General features: G+C 63.6%; 17 protein-coding genes. All 17 read right to left on the bottom strand.

The features are described from left to right. Positions 1 to 144: 144 nt before the first annotated feature. Positions 145 to 996, bottom strand: coding sequence for an urease accessory protein UreD (locus AB4O09_RS27475; protein ID WP_003197352.1), 852 nt, complete (start codon positions 994 to 996; stop codon positions 145 to 147). Positions 997 to 1,026: 30 nt separating this feature from the next. Further along, a complete protein-coding gene (gene urtE, locus AB4O09_RS27470) occupies positions 1,027 to 1,725 on the bottom strand; it encodes an urea ABC transporter ATP-binding subunit UrtE (RefSeq protein WP_003197354.1) in 699 nt (232 codons plus the stop codon). 68 nt (positions 1,726 to 1,793) lie between these two features. Next, positions 1,794 to 2,663, bottom strand: a complete 870-nt coding sequence (gene urtD, locus AB4O09_RS27465; RefSeq protein WP_003197356.1) for an urea ABC transporter ATP-binding protein UrtD — start codon at positions 2,661 to 2,663, stop codon at positions 1,794 to 1,796. Further along, a complete protein-coding gene (gene urtC, locus AB4O09_RS27460) occupies positions 2,660 to 3,739 on the bottom strand; it encodes an urea ABC transporter permease subunit UrtC (RefSeq protein ID WP_003197358.1) in 1,080 nt (359 codons plus the stop codon). Before urtC ends, urtD begins: the two co-directional genes overlap by 4 nt. Then, positions 3,739 to 5,235, bottom strand: a complete 1,497-nt coding sequence (gene urtB, locus AB4O09_RS27455) for an urea ABC transporter permease subunit UrtB (RefSeq protein WP_003197360.1) — start codon at positions 5,233 to 5,235, stop codon at positions 3,739 to 3,741. The genes urtC and urtB overlap by 1 nt, the downstream gene beginning before the upstream one ends. A 126-nt stretch (positions 5,236 to 5,361) precedes the next feature. Then, complete coding sequence (urtA, locus tag AB4O09_RS27450; protein WP_003197362.1) at positions 5,362 to 6,627, bottom strand: urea ABC transporter substrate-binding protein; 1,266 nt, start codon at positions 6,625 to 6,627, stop codon at positions 5,362 to 5,364. A gap of 329 nt (positions 6,628 to 6,956) precedes the next feature. Beyond that, the gene (locus AB4O09_RS27445) at positions 6,957 to 7,967 is read right to left on the bottom strand and encodes a FecCD family ABC transporter permease (protein ID WP_027911808.1); all 1,011 of its coding nucleotides are present in this window, start codon (positions 7,965 to 7,967) and stop codon (positions 6,957 to 6,959) included. Next, complete coding sequence (locus AB4O09_RS27440; RefSeq protein ID WP_460107754.1) at positions 7,964 to 8,911, bottom strand: ABC transporter substrate-binding protein; 948 nt, start codon at positions 8,909 to 8,911, stop codon at positions 7,964 to 7,966. The genes AB4O09_RS27445 and AB4O09_RS27440 overlap by 4 nt, the downstream gene beginning before the upstream one ends. After that, positions 8,908 to 9,696, bottom strand: a complete 789-nt coding sequence (locus tag AB4O09_RS27435; RefSeq protein WP_003197369.1) for an ABC transporter ATP-binding protein — start codon at positions 9,694 to 9,696, stop codon at positions 8,908 to 8,910. The genes AB4O09_RS27440 and AB4O09_RS27435 overlap by 4 nt, the downstream gene beginning before the upstream one ends. Before the next feature lie 231 nt (positions 9,697 to 9,927). Continuing rightward, on the bottom strand, positions 9,928 to 11,307 hold the full coding sequence (locus AB4O09_RS27430) for a PepSY-associated TM helix domain-containing protein (protein WP_027911810.1): 1,380 nt from the start codon (positions 11,305 to 11,307) through the stop codon (positions 9,928 to 9,930). 166 nt (positions 11,308 to 11,473) lie between these two features. Then, the gene (locus tag AB4O09_RS27425) at positions 11,474 to 13,600 is read right to left on the bottom strand and encodes a TonB-dependent copper receptor (RefSeq protein ID WP_003197373.1); all 2,127 of its coding nucleotides are present in this window, start codon (positions 13,598 to 13,600) and stop codon (positions 11,474 to 11,476) included. A gap of 84 nt (positions 13,601 to 13,684) precedes the next feature. Beyond that, complete coding sequence (locus AB4O09_RS27420) at positions 13,685 to 14,074, bottom strand: DUF2946 domain-containing protein (RefSeq protein ID WP_013692148.1); 390 nt, start codon at positions 14,072 to 14,074, stop codon at positions 13,685 to 13,687. A 57-nt stretch (positions 14,075 to 14,131) separates the two neighbouring features. Continuing rightward, on the bottom strand, positions 14,132 to 14,611 hold the full coding sequence (locus AB4O09_RS27415) for a copper chaperone PCu(A)C (protein ID WP_460107751.1): 480 nt from the start codon (positions 14,609 to 14,611) through the stop codon (positions 14,132 to 14,134). 46 nt (positions 14,612 to 14,657) lie between these two features. Next, a complete protein-coding gene (locus AB4O09_RS27410) occupies positions 14,658 to 15,068 on the bottom strand; it encodes a DUF2946 domain-containing protein (protein WP_003197380.1) in 411 nt (136 codons plus the stop codon). Between the two features lie 604 nt (positions 15,069 to 15,672). Then, positions 15,673 to 16,395 (bottom strand): cobalt-precorrin-6A reductase, encoded by a 723-nt coding sequence (locus AB4O09_RS27405; protein WP_027911812.1) that lies wholly within the window; start codon positions 16,393 to 16,395, stop codon positions 15,673 to 15,675. An 11-nt stretch (positions 16,396 to 16,406) separates the two neighbouring features. Further along, positions 16,407 to 17,504, bottom strand: a complete 1,098-nt coding sequence (locus AB4O09_RS27400; protein ID WP_003197385.1) for a cobalt-precorrin-5B (C(1))-methyltransferase — start codon at positions 17,502 to 17,504, stop codon at positions 16,407 to 16,409. Further along, complete coding sequence (locus AB4O09_RS27395) at positions 17,497 to 18,708, bottom strand: bifunctional cobalt-precorrin-7 (C(5))-methyltransferase/cobalt-precorrin-6B (C(15))-methyltransferase (RefSeq protein WP_060613224.1); 1,212 nt, start codon at positions 18,706 to 18,708, stop codon at positions 17,497 to 17,499. Before AB4O09_RS27395 ends, AB4O09_RS27400 begins: the two co-directional genes overlap by 8 nt. Between the last annotated feature and the right edge of the window lie 60 nt (positions 18,709 to 18,768).

Genomic DNA, 18,768 nt, shown 5'->3' with positions numbered 1-18,768 from the left:
GAGCAAACTCTGTGGGAGCAAAGCTTGCTCGCGATAGCAGCGCCTCGGTCGATCAGAAGGACCGCGTTATCGTTCATCGCGAGCAAGCTTTGCTCCCACAGAGTTTCATTGCTTCCACTCCATTGCTTCCACAGAAAAGCAGATTCATGTGCTCCAGATCCGGGGTGGCACGGCCTCTCTTCCAAGCAATGCAGGCCTGAGCAAGCGCCACAACTCAATCAACCACCCGCGCGCCAGCAACGCCTCGCTCGCCAGGCAGCGGGCCACGACCAGGCCGGGCAATTGGGTCAGGTCGCCACGTACGTCATGGCCCAGGGATCGGCACTGCTCCAACAGCTCGCTGTCGATCTCGCCGGTCACCAATAACGTGGCAAACACTGGATCGCCGCCCAGCCCGATGGGTGAGTCGAGCAACCCATCACCGCCCACAATGCGCTGGCGCTCGTGCCACAGCAACTGGCCGTCGCGGCGAATGTCCAACCGTGACTGGAAATGCCCCAGGTCGAACCGCTCGCCGCTGGCCGGTCGGCCGAGGGCAACCATGTCCCAGTAGAACAGGCGCCCGTCGCCCTGCAGGTCGATGCAGGTGTTGAGTTCGGCCTGGGCCGCGCTGAAGACGATGGTTTCCTGGGGCAGCCATTCCAGGGTCGCGCCGGGAGCCACGCTCAGGGTCAATTGCTGATACGCAGGACCCGCGGCGCGATACCACTTGGCCGCGCCGGGGCTGGTCAACTGCGCCCAGGCGCCCGGGCCGACGTGGGCCGAGATGTCCAGTCGGTCACCGCCGGCAATCCCGCCGGGCGGGTGGACAATGATGTGCTGGCACACCTCAGGGCCTTCGGCATACAAGTGCTTCTGCACCCGCAGCGGGCCTTTATGACGGCGCTGTACCGGACGCGTGCAATCGCCGAATCGGGCGTAACCCAGTTCCAGCTCGGCATGCCAGCTGGGGGTGAAGATGGCCGAAGGCGCCAATGAACAGACAGGTAGATTCATGATTTCTGATTATCTTCAGGACGCTACAGACTAGATCGTAACCAGCCCGCGCACACCCTCGGCTTCCATATTTTCTCCGCGCCCCTGCTGCACGATCTCGCCCCGGGACATCACCAGGTACTGATCGGCCAGCTCGGCGGCGAAGTCGTAGAACTGCTCCACCAGCAAAATCGCCATGTCGCCCCGGGCCGCCAGTTTCTTGATCACCGCTCCGATCTCCTTGATCACCGAGGGCTGGATGCCTTCGGTGGGCTCGTCGAGAATCAGCAGGCGTGGACGGCTGGCCAGGGCCCGGCCAATGGCGAGCTGCTGTTGCTGGCCGCCGGACAAATCACCGCCACGGCGTTGTTTCATCTGCAGCAGCACCGGGAACAATTCGTAGATGAATGCCGGCACTTCCTTGGCTTCGGAGCCGGGAAAGCGCGACAGGCCCATCAGCAGGTTTTCTTCCACCGTCAGCCGCCCGAAAATCTCCCGGCCCTGGGGCACGTAGGCGATGCCGGCATGCACTCGTTGGTGTGGCTTGAACGTGGTGATGGCTTTGCCTTCCCAATTCACCGCGCCTTCCTTGGCCGGCAACAGGCCCATCAGGCATTTGAGCAGGGTGGTCTTGCCCACGCCGTTACGCCCCAACAGGCAAGTCACCTCGCCGACCTTGGCGTCGAACGACAGGCCGCGCAGGATGTGGCTACCGCCGTAGTACTGGTGCAGTTTGTCGACTTGCAGCATGTCTTGAATTCCCCTCAAGTCCTCTGTGGGAGCAAAGCTTGCTCCCACAGGGAACAGTGTTTGCAGGTCTACCGACCGAGATACACCTCGATCACCCGCTCATTTTCCTGCACCTGTTCCAGCGACCCTTCGGCCAGCACGCTGCCCTGGTGCAACACGGTGACGTGGTCGGCAATCGCGCCGACGAAGCCCATGTCGTGTTCCACCACCATCAGCGAATGCTTGCCCGCCAAGGACTTGAACAGCTCGGCGGTGAACTCGGTCTCGGCGTCGGTCATGCCCGCCACCGGCTCGTCGAGCAGCAGCAATTGCGGGTCTTGTACCAGCAGCATGCCGATCTCCAGGAACTGCTTCTGCCCGTGGGACAGCAACCCGGCAGCGCGGTTGACCGAGGTCGTGAGACGAATGGTCTCGAGTACTTCGCCGATGCGATCGTGCTGCTCGCCGCTCAGTTTCGCCCGCAGGCTGGCCCACACCGATTTGTCGGTCTTGAGCGCCAGCTCCAGGTTCTCGAACACGCTCAACGCTTCGAACACCGTGGGCTTCTGGAACTTGCGACCGATGCCGGCCTGGGCGATCGCCACTTCGCTCATGCTGGTCAGGTCCAGGGTTTCGCCGAACCAGGCCTTGCCATGGCTGGGGCGGGTCTTGCCGGTGATCACGTCCATCAGCGTGGTCTTGCCGGCGCCGTTGGGGCCGATGATGCAGCGCAATTCGCCGACGCCGATGTACAGGTTCAAATCGTTCAAGGCCTTGAAGCCGTCGAAACTGACGCTGATGTCTTCCAGGGTCAGGATGGTGCCGTGGCGGGTGTTCAGGCCCTGGCCGGCTGCTTGGCCGAGGCCGATGGCGTCGCGGCTGCTGCCGGCGTCCTGGCTGGGTTGCGGTGGAAAGAAGGCGGGTTCGAGCATGAATTCGGCACTCGCTGTGATTCTCATTGTTCACCTCTTTTCTTCAGCAGACCGATCACGCCCTTGGGCAGATACAGGGTCACGACGATGAACAGCGCACCGAGGAAAAACAGCCAGTACTCAGGAAACGCCACGGTGAACCAGCTCTTCATGCCGTTGACCACCCCGGCGCCCAGCAGCGGCCCGATCAGCGTGCCACGCCCGCCGAGGGCGACCCACACGGCGGCCTCAATGGAGTTGGTCGGCGACATTTCGCTGGGGTTGATGATGCCCACCTGCGGCACGTACAACGCCCCGGCCAGGCCGCACAACACCGCGCTCAACACCCAGACGAACAGCTTGAAACCACGGGGATCGTAGCCGCAGAACATCAGGCGGTTTTCCGCGTCACGCAGGGCGGTCAGCACCCGGCCAAACTTGCTGCGGGCCAGGCGCCAGCCGATGAACAGGCTTGCCACCAGCAACAACACCGTGGCGAAAAACAGCACCGCCCGGGTGCCCGGCTCGGTGATGCCAAAGCCCAGGATCGAGCGGAAATTGGTGAAGCCGTTGTTGCCGCCAAACCCGGTTTCGTTGCGGAAAAACAGCAGCATCCCGGCGAAGGTCAGGGCCTGGGTCATGATCGAGAAATACACGCCCTTGATCCGCGAACGGAAGGCAAAAAAGCCGAACACCAGCGCCAGCAAACCCGGCGCCAGCACCACCAGGCACATCGCCCAGAGGAAACTGTCGGTGCCGGCCCAGTACCAGGGCAACTCGGTCCACGACAAGAAGGTCATGAACGCCGGCAAGCCATCGCCGGCGGCCTGACGCATCAGGTACATGCCCATGGCGTAGCCGCCCAGGGCGAAGAACAGGCCGTGGCCCAGGGAGAGCAAGCCGGCGTAGCCCCAGACCAGGTCCAGGGCCAGGGCGACGATGGCGTAGCAGAGAATCTTGCCCACCAGGGTCAGGGTATACGCCGAGACGTGCAGCGGATTGTCAGCCGCCAGCAGCGACAGTAGCGGCAGGCTCAGCAGCACGGCCAGGATCAGCATGCCGACGACGAGGGTGACTTTGGGACCGGCCTTTTGCGTGGCCGTGAGCATCAGGGGCTGGTTCATCAGTCGATTACCCGTCCTTTGAGCGCGAAGAGGCCTTGCGGACGCTTCTGGATGAACAGAATGATCAGCGCGAGGATCAGGATCTTGCCGAGCACGGCGCCGATCTGCGGTTCGAGGATCTTGTTGGCGATGCCGAGGCCGAACGCAGCGAACACGCTACCGGCCAACTGGCCGACGCCGCCGAGCACCACCACCAGGAACGAGTCGATGATGTAGCTCTGGCCCAGGTCCGGACCGACGTTGCCGATCTGGCTCAGGGCCACGCCACCGAGCCCGGCGATGCCCGAGCCGAGGCCGAAGGCGAGCATGTCCACCCGCCCGGTGGGCACGCCACAGCAGGCGGCCATGTTGCGGTTCTGGGTCACCGCGCGCACGTTCAGGCCCAGGCGTGTCTTGTTCAGCAGCAGCCAGGTCAGCACCACCACGAACAGTGCGAAGGCGATGATGACGATGCGGTTGTACGGCAGCACCAGGTTCGGCAATACCTGAATTCCGCCAGAGAGCCAGGCCGGGTTGGCAACTTCGACGTTCTGCGCGCCGAACACCAGGCGCACCAGTTGGATCAGCATCAGGCTGATGCCCCAGGTGGCGAGCAGGGTTTCCAGCGGCCGCCCGTAGAGGTGGCGAATCACCGTGCGCTCCAGGGCCATGCCGATGGCGGCGGTAATGAAAAATGCCACCGGCAGGGCGATCAGCGGATAGAACTCGATGGCGTTCGGGGCGAAGCGCTGGAACAGCATCTGCACCACATAAGTGGAGTAGGCACCCAGCATCAGCATCTCGCCGTGGGCCATGTTGATCACCCCCAGCAGGCCGAAGGTGATGGCCAGGCCGAGGGCGGCGAGCAGCAGGATCGAGCCCAGGGACATGCCGCTGAAGGCTTGGCCCAGCAATTCGCCCACCAGGAGTTTGCGTTTGACCTGGCTGAGGCTGGTTTCAGCCGCGGTGCGCACAGCGGCATCGGTTTCGACGCCGGGTTCGAGCAAACCTTCCAGGCGCGTGCGGGCCAGCGGATCGCCGGTTTCCCCCAGCAGCCGGACGGCGGCCAGGCGCACACTCGGGTTGGCATCCACCAGTTGCAGGTTCGCCAGGGCCAGACTCAGAGCAGCATGCACATCTTCGTCCTGCTCGCCGGCCAGTTGCCGATCGAGAAAGGCCAGTTGCGCCGGGCGCGCGCTTTTTTGCAGTTGCTGCGCCGCGCCCAGGCGTACGCGGGCATCGACGGCGAGCAGTTGATGACTGGCGAGGGCGGTTTCGATCAGCCCGCGCAAGCGGTTGTTCAGGCGCAGGGTCTTGGGTTGGCCGTCGACGGTCAACTGGCCCTGTTGCAGGGCATTGATCAGTTCGACGCGCTCAGGCTCCGGCTGCGCGGCCCAGCTTTCCAGGAGTTTGGCCTGCTGGGTCGGGTTGGCGGCGACGAAGTCTTCGGCTTCCCCGGCGTGGGCGGCCATTGGTAGCAGCAAACATGCTAGGAGGAACAAACGATAAAGGGACATAGCTACGTCCTGTAAGGCGACGACGGACCCTGTGGGAGCAAAGCTTGCTCGCGATGGCGGTGTGTCTGGATGACCGCGATCGCGAGCAAGCTTTGCTCCCACAGAGTTAGGGGCTTGCTCCCAGGCTCAGTTGCTCTTCACCGCATAGTCAGGCTTCTTGTCGTTGCCGGCGATGAACGGGCTCCACGGTTGCGCGCGGATCGGGCCTTCGGTCTGCCAGACCACGTTGAACTGACCGTCGGCCTGGATCTCGCCGATCATCACTGGCTTGTGCAGGTGATGGTTGGTCTTGTCCATGGTCAGGGTGTAGCCCGACGGTGCGGCGAAGGTCTGGCCGGCCAGGGCTTCGCGGACTTTGTCGACGTCGGTGGACTTGGCTTTTTCCACGGCTTGCGCCCACATGTGGATGCCGACGTAGGTGGCTTCCATCGGGTCGTTGGTCACTGCTTTGTCGGCGCCTGGCAGGTTCTTGGCCTTGGCGTAGGCTTTCCATGAATCAACGAATTTCTTGTTCGCCGGGTTATCCACGGATTCGAAGTAGTTCCACGCCGCCAGGTTGCCTACCAGTGGCTTGGTGTCGATGCCGCGCAGTTCCTCTTCGCCCACCGAGAACGCCACGACCGGTACGTCGGTGGCTTTCAGGCCCTGGTTCGCCAGTTCTTTATAGAACGGCACGTTGGAGTCGCCGTTGACCGTGGAAATGACTGCGGTCTTGCCACCGGCCGAGAACTTCTTGATGTTGGCCACGATGGTCTGGTAATCGCTGTGGCCGAACGGGGTGTAGACCTCTTCGATGTCCTTGTCCGCCACACCTTTGGAATGCAGGAACGAGCGCAGGATCTTGTTGGTGGTGCGCGGGTAGACGTAGTCGGTGCCCAGCAGGAAATAACGCTTGGCACTGCCGCCTTCTTCGCTCATCAGGTATTCCACCGCCGGAATCGCCTGCTGGTTCGGCGCTGCGCCGGTGTAGAACACGTTTGGCGACATCTCTTCGCCTTCGTACTGCACCGGGTAGAACAGCAGCCCATTGAGCTCTTCGAACACCGGCAGCACGGATTTACGCGACACCGACGTCCAGCAGCCGAACACCACGGCGACCTTGTCCTGGGTCAGCAACTGCCGACCCTTTTCGGCGAACAGCGGCCAGTTCGACGCCGGGTCCACGACCACCGCTTCAAGCTTCTTGCCGTTCACACCACCCTTGGCGTTGATCTCATCAATGGTCATCAGCGCCATGTCCTTGAGGGACGTCTCGGAGATCGCCATGGTGCCGGACAGCGAATGCAGGATGCCGACCTTGATGGTCTCGGCGGCCTGGACGGTCCAGGCCATGCCCATCGCGGCAATGCTTGCCGAGAGTGTAAAAACCTTGATCAAGCTACGACGCTTCATTGTGCGATCTCCATGGACTTATGAATTTTTTTTGAGGGCAGATGCAAACGCTGAAAGCGCTTTTGCAAGGGGTGTGCCCGGTCGGGGGAAGGCTTTGAAATGCGGGGTTGGCGTGGGAGGTGCACGAGCGGTTGCACCATGAGTGAGCGCGTTGCGGGGGCTGGTGCGAAGAGGTGCGCCACATTGGGGCGAGAGAATTGCGATGCCCCTGTGGGAGCGAGCTTGCTCGCGATAGGGGAGTGTCAGTCACCGCTAATTTGACTGATCCATCGCCATCGCGAGCAAGCTCGCTCCCACAGGTGATTTTTGTGATCAGGAAAAGACGCCGCTCAGCGACGCCGCATGAGTCCGATGAAAAACAATCCGCCGATAGCGGCTGTCGCGACCCCAATCGGCAAGTCTTCCGGCGCGATCAACGTCCGCGCCGCCACGTCCACCCACACCAGGAACAGGCTGCCGAGCAGCACGCAGGCCGGCAGCAACCGACGATGCTCGGCGCCCACCAGGCGCCGGGCAATGTGCGGGACCATCAGCCCGACAAAACCAATCGAACCGCTGATGGACACCAGCACGCCTGTCATCAGCGAGGCGATCAAGAAGATCCACAATCGCACCTTCGCCGCGTTCAGGCCCAGGGTCACGGCGGTCTGTTCGCCGGCCATCAGCGCGTTCAGCGGCCGGGCCATGCCCAGCAGCAACACCAGTCCCAGCACCACACTGGCCGCCGGCACCGCCAGCAGTTCCCAGCGGGCCAGGCCCAGGCCGCCGAGCATCCAGAACATCACTGCCGAACTGGCGCGATGGTCACCGAGGAACAACAACAGATTGGCCGCCGCCATCATCACGAAGGACACCGCCACGCCGCACAACAACAGCCGATCACTTTCCAGGCGGCCCTGGCGGGCAGCGATGGTCAGCACCAGCAGCATGCTCAGCAGCGCACCGATGAACGCCGCCAGCGGCAGGGTCAGCAGGCCGACAATCTCGCCGACATGCAGCACCACGATGACCGCTCCCAGAGTCGCGCCAGAGGTGACGCCCAGCAGGTGCGGGTCAGCCAGCGGGTTGCGCGTGACTGCTTGCAGCACCGCACCGATCAACGCCAGCCCGGCGCCGACCAAGGCACCGAGCAGCAACCGCGGGACGCGGATCAGCCAGACGATATGCTCCTGGCCGGGCGTCCAATGGACGTCACCCACCCTGAAGGCCTTGTTCAGCAGGATGTCCCAGACCACGGCCACCGGCACCCGCGCCGGCCCGAAACCCAGGGACACCACACACGACACCAGCAGCAGTGCGCCGAGGACCATCAGCAGGGCGCCATAGCGACGACCGTTCATTGGCCGTGAAAACCCCGCGCCAGGGTTTGCACCGCCAGCACGTTATCGATGCCCGGCGTGGCCTGCACGTAGGGAATCACAATGAAGCGCCGTTGCTGGATCGCCTCCACCGATTGCAGGGCCGGGTTGTTCAACAGGAATTGCTGTTTCTGCTCGGCGCTGACTTCGCCGTAGTCGACGATCACGATGACCTGCGGGTTGTGCTCGACCACGTTCTCCCAGTTCACCCGGGTCCAACTGGTTTCCACGTCATCGAGGATGTTGCGCCCACCGGCTGCGTCGATCAGGGCCTGGGGCATGCCCAGGCGCCCGGAGGTCATGGCGCGGTCTTCGCCGCTGTCGTACAGGAACACCCGCGGTTGCTGGGTGGGCAGGTGCTTGCGCACTTCGGCCACCTGGGCCTGCATCGTGGCGATCAGCGCGTTGGCGCGATCCTGCACGTCGAAGATCTTCCCGAGGTTGCGCAGGTCGTTGTAGGTGTCCTCCAGCGAGGCCGCCGGACGCTTCATCACGAACGCGCAGGATTCGGTCAGTTCGTAGACATTGATGCCCAGCGGTTCCAGAGTCTGCGGGGTCAGGTCGCCGCCCACCCGCATGCCGTAGTCCCAACCGGCGAAGAAGAAATCGACGTTGGCATTGAGCAGGTTTTCCACCGAGGGGTATTTGGCGGCCAGTTCCGGCAGGCCATCAAGGATCCTGGCCATCTCGGGCGTCACCGATTTCCAGCCGCTGATGCCGCTGTAGCCGATCATGCGCGGTTTGAGCCCCAGGGCAAGCATCATCTGGGTCATGTTGATGTCATGGCTGACAGCGTGCCGAGGTGCCTCGTTGAACACCACCTGGCGATTGCAGCTCTGGATCGTCAACGGGTAGTGGGTGGCTTCGGCCAAGGCGTGGGCACTGCCCAGCAGCAGGGGTAGCAACAGCAGGGAACGCAAGGTCATGGTTGGGTTATCCAGGTGATTCGTGGGTAGCCGGACAGCGGGTGTTCATCCACCAGGGCTTCGATGCCGAACACCTCGCGCAACAGCTCGACGCTGAGGACGTCCTTGGGCGTGCCGCTGGCGACGATGCGCCCGTGTTCGATCACGTACAGTCGGTCGCAGAAGGCGGCGGCCAGGTTCAGGTCGTGGAGGCTGGCGAGGGTGCCGATGCCCAGGCCCTTGATCAGTTGCAGCAATTGCAATTGATAGTGGGGGTCGAGGTGATTAGTCGGCTCGTCGAGGATCAGCAACTGCGGTTGCTGGGCCAGGGCCCGGGCGAGGATCACCCGTTGTTTCTCACCGCCCGAGAGGGTGGCGAATGCGTGGTCGCCAAAGCCTGCGAGCCCGGCCGATTCCAGTGCCTGGCGCACCAGCCGGCGGTCGTCGTGATTGTCGCCGTCGAACAGACCTTTGTGGGGCGTGCGGCCCATGGCGACCACTTCCTCGACCGTCAGGCCGAAGGCGTCGGGAAACTCCTGCAGGACCACGGCGATGCGTTGGGCGCACCAGCGCGAGGACTGTTTCCAGACGTTGTGATGCTCGAGTTTCACCTCGCCATGTTCCGGCCGGCTGAAGCGATAGGCGCAGCGCAACAGGCTGGTCTTGCCACTGCCGTTGGGCCCGATCAACCCGACAAACTCCCCGGCCGCCACCTGCAACGTCACGTCACGCAGCTGGAACTGGTGATGACAGTGGCCATGGCCCAGGGGCGTCCAGGCGAGGTGGGAGAGGGTTAGGGAGGTCATGCAGCTACTCGGCATTTGGTGTGAAACACAGTCTCATTGTGGGAGCGGGCTTTGTGGGAGCAAGGCTTGCCCGCGATGAAAACGACGCGGTCTCTTGAGGACCGCAGCGCCTGGATCGCGAGCAAGCTTTGCTCCCACAAAGCCCGCTCCCACAGTTTGAACTGTGTTCGTGGTTTGGAAAGCGGTCGCGATTGTAGAGGTTTCGCACCGCCTTCCGTTAACGCACTGTCTTCAGCTTGAAGATGAAGCAATCTCAGGCTGGCGATTGAAACGGGTGACGAGGCGATCCAGCAACCACACCACCACCAGCGAAGCCCCCACCAACGGAAACACCACCGCCAGGGCCAGCATGATGAACACCCCGGCCTTCCAGGTCGGCAGGTCGTGACGCAGCGGCGGTACGCCGAACTTGCCCGCTGGCCGGCGCTTCCACCAAATCACCATGCCACTCACGGCGCTGAGCAGGATCATCAGGCAAATCAGCAGCACGATGATCTGGTTCAGCGGGCCGAACATCTTGCCTTCGTGCAGCATTACCCCGGTTTCGGTGGCGCGGGCCACGACGCCGTAGTGCTCCCAGCGCACATCGGCCAGGACCTTGCCGGTGTATTGGTCCACGTGCAGGGTGGCGTCGTTGCGCGGGTCGTCGGCAAACACGGCGACGGTGAACACGCCGGTGGACGTGGTCGGCAGGGTGATGCTGTAGCCGGGCGTGACCTGGCGTTCGGTGGCGATATCCTGCACCGCTTGCAGGCTGACGGTCGGGGCGGCGGGGCCTTCGTGCATGCCGCCGTGGCCCATGTGCTCGGCATGGTCGCCGGACATCGGCATCGGGGTATTTTCCACGGCCCAGGGCACGGTTTGACGATGGGCGTTGTTGAGGCTGCCGGCCTCGACGTCGGACTTGGGCACGTCATTCCACATCGCCGCCGGGAAGCGGTTCCAGAGGTTGGCGTATTGTTTGCCCCAGAAGCCGGTCCAGGTCATGCCGCTGAGCAGCATTACCAGCAGCAATGCCGCGCCCCAGAAACCGACGACTACATGCAAGTCACGCCAGAACAGCCGACCGCGCGCGCTCCAGCGCGGCCACAGCACTCCAGCTGATGATTGCCCGCGCGGCCACCACAGGTACAGCCCGGACACCACCAGCACCACGCCCCAACCCGCGGCCATTTCCACCAACCGGTCACCAACGGTGCCGATCAGCAGTTCGCCGTGAATGGCCCGGGCCATGGCTTGCAGGTTGTTCTTCGCATCCTGTTCGCCGAGGACATCGCCGTGGTACGGGTCGATGAACACATTCAGTTCCCGGCCCTGGTCGATCACCACGAATTGCGCGCTGCGCTCGGCATTGACCGGTGGCAGGTACTGTTTGACCTGGCCTTCGGGGTAGGCCTGGCGGACCTGCTTGAGCAGGTCGTCCGCCGCCAGGGTGTGATGCCCGGCCGGCACGTTCAGCAGGCTGCCATACATCAGTGGATCGAGTTGCGGCTTGAACAGGTAAATGATCCCGGTCAGGGCCAGCATCACCATGAACGGCGCCACGAACAGCCCGGCATAAAAATGCCAGCGCCAGGCCAGGTTGTAGAAATTGGGTTTCGGTTGGCTCATCGGAAAGCGCTCCGCAGGGCAAATTGGGTTGTTATGTTTTTGGCGGTTGCTGCGCAACCGATCGCGGGCAAGCCTTGCTCCCACAGGTATTCCCATTGCTGAGGGAGCACAATTTGTCCCGCAGCCATGACAAATACTGTGGGAGCAAGGCTTGCCCGCGATGCTTTTAGAAACTCATATCCACCTTGGTCCAGAGCGTGCGCCCCGGTTCGTTGATGGCCTGCGGGTCGCTCGCCGGGTAGCCGAACCCGGCGTTGCCGGCCAGGTTCAAGTGCTCGGCGTAGGCTTTGCCGAACAGGTTGTCGACGCCGCTGCTGACCTTCCAGTGCTTGTTGATGCGGTAGGCACCGTTGAGCGAGAACACGCCGAAGCCGGAGCTTTTGCCGTAGTCCTTGCCGACCACGTTGCCCTTGTTCTCGTCGACCCGGTGCTGCGCCGCCACCACCCGCCACAGGGCGCCGGCGCTCCAGCGATCTTCGCTGTAGGTCAGGCCCAGGCGTGCGTCCAGCGGCGGCATTTGCGCCAGGGCGCTGCCGTCGCTGCTGTTCTTGCCCCAGGCATAGGCCAGGGTGGCGTCGGCTTTCCAGCGCTCGCTCAGCTTGTAGGCCGCACCCAATTCACCACCCATGATCCGTGCATCGATGTTCTCGGCCCGCGAGGTAGTGCCCATCATCCCAGGGGTGTAATCGAACAGGATGTAGTCGCGCACCTGCCCGACATAACCCGATGCCCAGGCTTCGAGGGTTTCGGTCTTGTACTGCAGGCCGAAGTCGAGCTGGGTGGTTTTCTCCGGCTTGATCGCGTCGAAGGCATTCAGTGAACCGCTGGGGCCGACGTTCGCCGAGAACAGCTCCCAGTAGTCCGGGAAGCGTTGTGCGTGACCCACGCCTGCATAGAGGGTGGTGGGGCTGTCGTCCAGGTCGTGTTCGTAGCGGACGAAACCGCTGGGCAGCGTGTCGGCACGGGTGTCATCGGCGGTGGGGTTGGGCCGGGCCGACATGCCGGAACCGATGCTCTGGCGGTAGTCCTTGGCCGAGGCACGGTCGAGCCGGGCGCCGGTGATCACTCTGTCGCGGTCGGCGGCGTACCAGGTCAGTTCGCCGAACACCCCGTAATTGTGGAAATCGGCGTCCTTGCTGTACGGCAGGTCCTTGTAGGTATCCACGCCCATGCTGCTGCGTTGGCGATGCTCGTTGGTCTGCGCGTCCAGGCCGCTGATCAACTGCACATCGGCCCAGCGCCAGGTGGCCTTGATGCGGGCGCCGAGGGTGCGGCGGTCGACGTTGGAGGCCATGGGCCCGGCCATCATCCCGGTGCCGGACGGCGTGCGCAGCGTGTAGTTGTCCATCACGTGGTCGGCGTAGTTGTAGTAGACCTGGGCCTCGACCTTGTCCAGCACCTCGCCGATGTTCGAGCGCTCGAAACGCAACCCGAGGCTTTCACGCTTGAACTGCGAGCCGTCCATGCCGCGCCCGGCGTAGCGTGCTTCACCGTCGCCCTTGCCGGCGGTCAGCTCCAGCAGGGTATCGGCGTCCGGCGTCCAGCCGAGGGTGACGTCGCCATTCCACTTGTCATAGCGCGACGGCACAGTGTCGTTATTGCCGTCGCGGTAATCGTCCGAATGCGCGGTGTTGCCGATTACCCGTACATACCCCAGCGGCCCACCGGCGGCGGCATCCACCACTTTGTCGAAACGGCCGTTGGAGCCGGCCAGCACACTGGCGTTGACCCGGGTGCCGAGTTCGCCGAACTGTTCCGGCTCGCGCTCGAACAGCACGGTCCCGGCCGATGCGCCGGGGCCCCAGAGCACTGTTTGTGGGCCTTTGATAACCGTGAGCTTGTCGTAGGTTTCTGGCGATATGTACGACGTCGGTGCGTCCATCCGACCCGGGCAAGCACCCAATAGCATGCTGCCGTTGGTGAGGATGTTCAGCCGCGAGCCGAACATGCCGCGCAACACCGGGTCGCCATTGGTGCCGCCGTTGCGTACCAGGGCGAAGCCCGGAATGGTCTTGAGGTAGTCGCCGCCGTCACTGGCCGGCACCGGTTGGCGCGGGTCCTTGGGGTTGGTGACGACGGTCAGGGGTGAGCTGGGGGCGATGGCGGTGATGACCGTCGGGCTCAGTTCTTCAACCTGATTGTCGTGATGCTCGTGCTCATCGGCGAGTACGTAGGGCGTGAGCAGCAGGCCGCACAGGGCGGCAATGGTTTGGCGTAAACGAACCCGTGGTTCGTTCAGGGAGCAGCGTACCTGGGCAGCGCCCAAAGCGATGTCAGCAGAAAACCTGGACATGATGATTCCATCGAACAGACGTAGACGACACGGTCGGGCAGCATGAAGCTGTCTTGTACGACCGGGGTGAGGTAAGTGTCGGGTTTACGCGTCGAGGGGCGGTGCGCGGGGGCGGGCACCCGGGAAGAACGCTGGCCGGGCATGGCCCAGGCGTGGGGAAAGGCTGGTGTAGGTGTTGGTGTGGGGTGTGTCGAAGACCGCGAAGGTGTGACCGCCAGGCAGTGCGGGGCAATTGAACAGCAGGCTGCAATAGCCGCATTTTTCCCACAACGCATGGTGCTCGCTCTGGGGCGGGCAGTGTTCGGCTGCCGGCGCTTCGTGCGCCGACATGTCCATGCTCATCTCCATGTTCATGTCCATGGACACAGGCATGGACATGCCCTGACCCATCGGCATCGACTGGGAAATCAGCGGGCCGATAAAGATCATCAGCATGGCGAACAGGCTGATCCAACTGCCGCGGGTCAGGCTCATGGGCTGACGGCGGGGCATGGACGGCCTGGCGCGAAGTGGTTGCACGGGCGGCTACGTCTACTGGGCGTGCATGTGTGTCTTGGTGCCGTCGGGGGCTTTTTTCTGCACCGCAACGTCGACCGTGACATTCCCGGCTTTTTCGAAATGCAGGGTCATGGCAAAGCGTTTGCCATTGCTGAGCAGGCTGCGGTCCTTCAGGTCCAGCAGCATCACGTGATACGCCATCGGCGCGAAGGTGACGGTCGCACCGGGGGCGATATCCACGACGGGCACCGGTTGCATCTTCATCAGGTCGTTTTGCATCACATGCTCATGGAGCTCGGCCTTGCCGGCAATCGGCGAGTCGACGCTGAGCAGCTTGTCGGCGGTCGTGCCGCCGTTGTGGATCACGAAATACGCGGCCACGGTCGGTGCGTTGGGCGGCAACTCCTGGGACCACGGATGGGCGATCTCAAGCTCGCCCACCTTGTACTGGTGAGCCTGGGCGAAGCCGACGGGAAGCAATAGGGCAGCCAGCAGGATAAGTCTGTTCAACATGGCAATTCTCCGGAACGATTCAGGGCGCAGTTTTATGCGGGAAGAATCAGACCAGAGGCGAGGCGCGGGGATTGAGGCTGGGCCACTGCTGGCGTGGCGTGGGGCTGTCGAGCTTCGAATGGACTGCACTGCGATGGGCCAGCTGTGCATCCAGATACAACTGCGGAACATGCCCGGCGAGCGCCACCAAAGGCGCTGAGCCTGAGCAGCACCAGCAATGCTGCATCGTTGAGTGATTGTCTTTCTGTTGCGTGCTTTGTTCGAGTTTGCCCAGGGAAATCGCCAGCATCTTCGTGCCGCTGGAGGAGCAGAAACTGCCCCACAGCAGTTGCTCGGCTGGCGAATTGGCCTGCGCATTCGCCATCGTGCCACCGCTGCCGGAAAGCGGCATGGCAAGCATGTTGAACAGCACTGCGAAGCAGGCGATCCAGGCAAATGCAAGCCGTTGTCGGGACATGGGGCAATCCGCTCGATGGGCGATCAGGTGGCGGTATTTAGCCTGATCGGGGTTGAGAAGTAAAAAGGCCACGTGCGGTATAGGGTCGCAGGGCTGGTGTTAACAGTAGCAACAGATCTTCAAGTGAGTGCTTTTGTGGCGAGGGAGCTTGCTCCCGTTGGGGCGCGTAGGAGCTGTCGAGCGAAGCGAGGCTGCGATCTTTCCACAGGCGCTTGAGTCCCAAGTGGAAAGATCAAAAGATCGCAGGCTTCGCCAGCTCCTACAGAGCCCAGCGGGAGCAAGCTCCCTCGCCACAGGGCGGCGGCTGTGCGCAGGTTAGTCGACCGGGGAGTCCAGCATTACCGGCGCGCCCGAAGGCGCCCTGCGCACAACCACCATCAAGTGCAGGGATGAAATACCTGACTGACGAAGCTTGTGAACCCGCTGAAAACCTCGGGCGACTAAACCCGATCACTGAAGGGCAGTGACGGGAATCAAGTTACCGAGGGCCTCCAAGGCGCACAAGCCGGCGGATTCTGGCGTAGTTGTAGGCAGCGACGCAAGGTGATGTAGCCTGCTGACGTAGTTCTGACAGGACAGGCTTGTAGGACGGTGCAGTTTTCTGTCAGATCAACTGCCGCAGCCCCTGCAACACCTCATCCACCGTCCCAAACTCCCGATCCACCCCCGCCAACACCGGCCGCTTCAACACCAACACCGGCACCCCCCGCTCCCGCGCCGCCTCCAGTTTCGGCTCGGTGGCCGTGCTGCCGCTGTTCTTGCTCACCAGCACATCGATCTGTCGCCGTTCGAACAGCTCGCGCTCGCCCTCAATGTGAAACGGCCCACGAGCTCCAATGACTTCGCAGCGCTCATTACCGGGGTAAGCGTCCAGGGCACGCAAGGTCCAGAATTGCTCGGGCGGAATTTCATGCAGATGTTGCAGGGGGGCGCGACCTAGGGTGAAGAGGGGGCGGTGAAAGGGTTGCAGGGCCTGGATCAGTTCGGCCCAGTCGGCCACTTCGCGCCAGTCATCGCCGGCCTGGGGCTGCCATGCCGGGCGGCGCAGGGCCCAGCAGGGGATAGCGCAGGCGCGGGCTGCCTGGGCGGCGTTGTGGCTGATTTGTGCTGCGTAGGGGTGGGTGGCGTCCAGCAGCAGGTCGATGCCCTCGGCGCGGATGAATTGCGCCAACCCTTCGGCGCCGCCGTAGCCGCCGACGCGCACCTGGCAGGTCAGGTCGGTGGGAATGCGACCGATGCCGGCCAGGCTGTAGATGTGCTGGGGCCCGAGGGTGCGGGCGATGGCCAGGGCTTCGGTGACGCCGCCGAGCAGCAGGATGCGTTTCATTTCAAGGCTCTTCATGACAAGGCTCCCGCGTGGCCGACAATCCCGCCTTGGCGGTCGATGGCGAAGACTTCGACCTGGACCTGGGCCGGCACCACGCTGCGGGCGAAGGCCAACGCGTGCTCGCACACCGCGTCGCCGAGGGCGATGCCGGCGGCGCTAGCCATTGCCAGGGCTTGCTGGCTGGTGTTGGCCGCGCGGATGCCTTGCTGCAACGCCTCATCGGCACCGATGGCAGCGGCCCACTCGGCCAGTTGTGGCAGGTCGATGCTCGAGTGACGGCTGTGCAGGTCCATGTGGCCGGCGGCGAGTTTGCTGATTTTGCCAAAGCCGCCGCAAAGGCTGAGCTTTTCCACGGGGACCTTGCGCACATGTTTGAGCACGGCGCCGACGAAGTCGCCCATTTCGATCAGGGCGATTTCCGGCAGGTTGTAGACCCGGCGCATGGTGTCTTCACTGGCGTTGCCGGTGCAGGCGGCGATGTGCAGGTAACCGTTGGTTTTTGCCACGTCGATACCCTGGTGGATCGAGGCAATGTAGGCCGCGCAGGAGAACGGCCGGACGATACCGCTGGTGCCGAGGATCGACAGGCCGCCAAGAATTCCCAGGCGTGGATTCATGGTTTTCAGCGCCAGGGCTTCGCCGCCCTCGACGTTGACCGTGACTTCGAAACCACCGGCGTAACCGCTTTCCTCGGCCAGCCGACCCAGGTGGTCGTTGATCATTTTGCGCGGCACCGGGTTGATCGCCGGTTCACCGACGTTCAGCACCAACCCCGGTCGCGTCACCGTGCCGACGCCGCGACCCGCGACGAAACGTACACCGGGCTCGGCGATCAAGCGCACCTGGGAAAACAACAGGGCACCGTGGGTCACGTCCGGGTCATCGCCCGCGTCCTTGATTGTCCCGGCTTCGGCGCCTTGTTCGGTCAGCCGGCAGAACTCCAGGCGCATCTGCACTTGCTTGCCCTTGGGCAGTACGATTTCCACGGCATCGGCTTCGGTGCCGCGCAGCAGTAATCGAGCGGCCGCCAGGCTGGTGGCCGTGGCGCAACTGCCGGTGGTCAGGCCGCTGCGCAGGGGGGCGGGTTGTTCGGCGGTTTCGTCACGCATCGAGAGGCTTGACCAGGTCGAGCAAGGTAATTGGCAATGCCTGGCGCCAGGTGTCGAACTCGCCCAAGGGCTGGGCCTGGGCGATGTGGATGCGGGTCAGTTCACCGCCGTGACGTTCGCGCCAGTGCATCAGGGCCGTTTCGCTTTGCAGGGTCACGGCGTTGGCGACGAGCCGGCCGCCGGGCTTGAGTTGGGTCCAGCAGGCCTCGAGCACGCCTTCGCGGGTGACGCCACCGCCGATGAACACCGCGTCCGGCCGCTCCAGGTTCTCCAGCGCCTGGGGGGCTTTGCCGCGAATCAGTTGCAGGCCAGGCACGCCGAGGGTGTCGCGGTTGCGTTCGATCAAGCCTTGGCGGCCTTCGTCGGCTTCGATGGCCAGGGCCCGGCAACTGGGGTGGGCGCGCATCCATTCGATGCCGATGGAGCCGCTGCCGGCGCCGACATCCCAGAGCAGTTCGCCGGGCATCGGGGCGAGGCGTGCGAGGGTGATGGCGCGCACGTCGCGTTTGGTCAACTGGCCGTCATGCTCGAAAGCGGTGTCCGGCAAACCGGCCAGGCGTGACAAGCGCGGTGTCGACGGTTCGGCCCGGCATTCGATGGCGATCAGGTTCAGGTCGGCGACGGTGTCATCGGACCATTGCGCGGCGCAACCGTCGATCCGACGTTCTGCCGCACCGCCCAAATGCTCCAGCACGGTCATGGTGCTCGGGCCGAATCCCCGCTCGCGCAATAACGTCGCCACGGCGGCGGGACTGTGGCGATCGTTGCTCAGCAGCAACAGCCTGACACCGGTGGATAGGTGGACATTGAGCGCCGCCAGGGGCCGGGCCACCAACGACAGCGTGACCACATCTTGCAACGGCCAGCCCATGCGTGCCGCCGCCAGCGAACAGGAGGAGGGCGCGGGGATGACCAGCATCTGATCACTCGGCACCTGTTTCGCCAGGCTGGCACCCACGCCGTAGAACATCGGATCGCCGCTGGCCAGCACGCACACCGGCTCACCCTGCCGAGCAAGCAGCGGTTCCAGGGAGAACGGGCTGGGCCACAGCTCCCGTTGGCCGCGGATGCACAGCGGCAGCAGATCCAACTGACGCTGCGCGCCAACGATCCGCGAGGCACCGAGCAGCGCGCGGCGAGCAACCTTGCCCAGGCCCTTGAAGCCCTCTTCGCCGATGCCCACTACGGTCAGCCAGGGTGTCATCTCTGTTCCTCGAATAGATCTGTTTGATCGGCGGGCCTGTTTCCCCGCGAACCGGGTCGC

The organism is Pseudomonas sp. H1_F01, from assembly GCF_054681425.1.
Note: the sequence above shows the minus strand (reverse complement) of the source record. Positions and strands in the feature narration are given on the sequence as shown.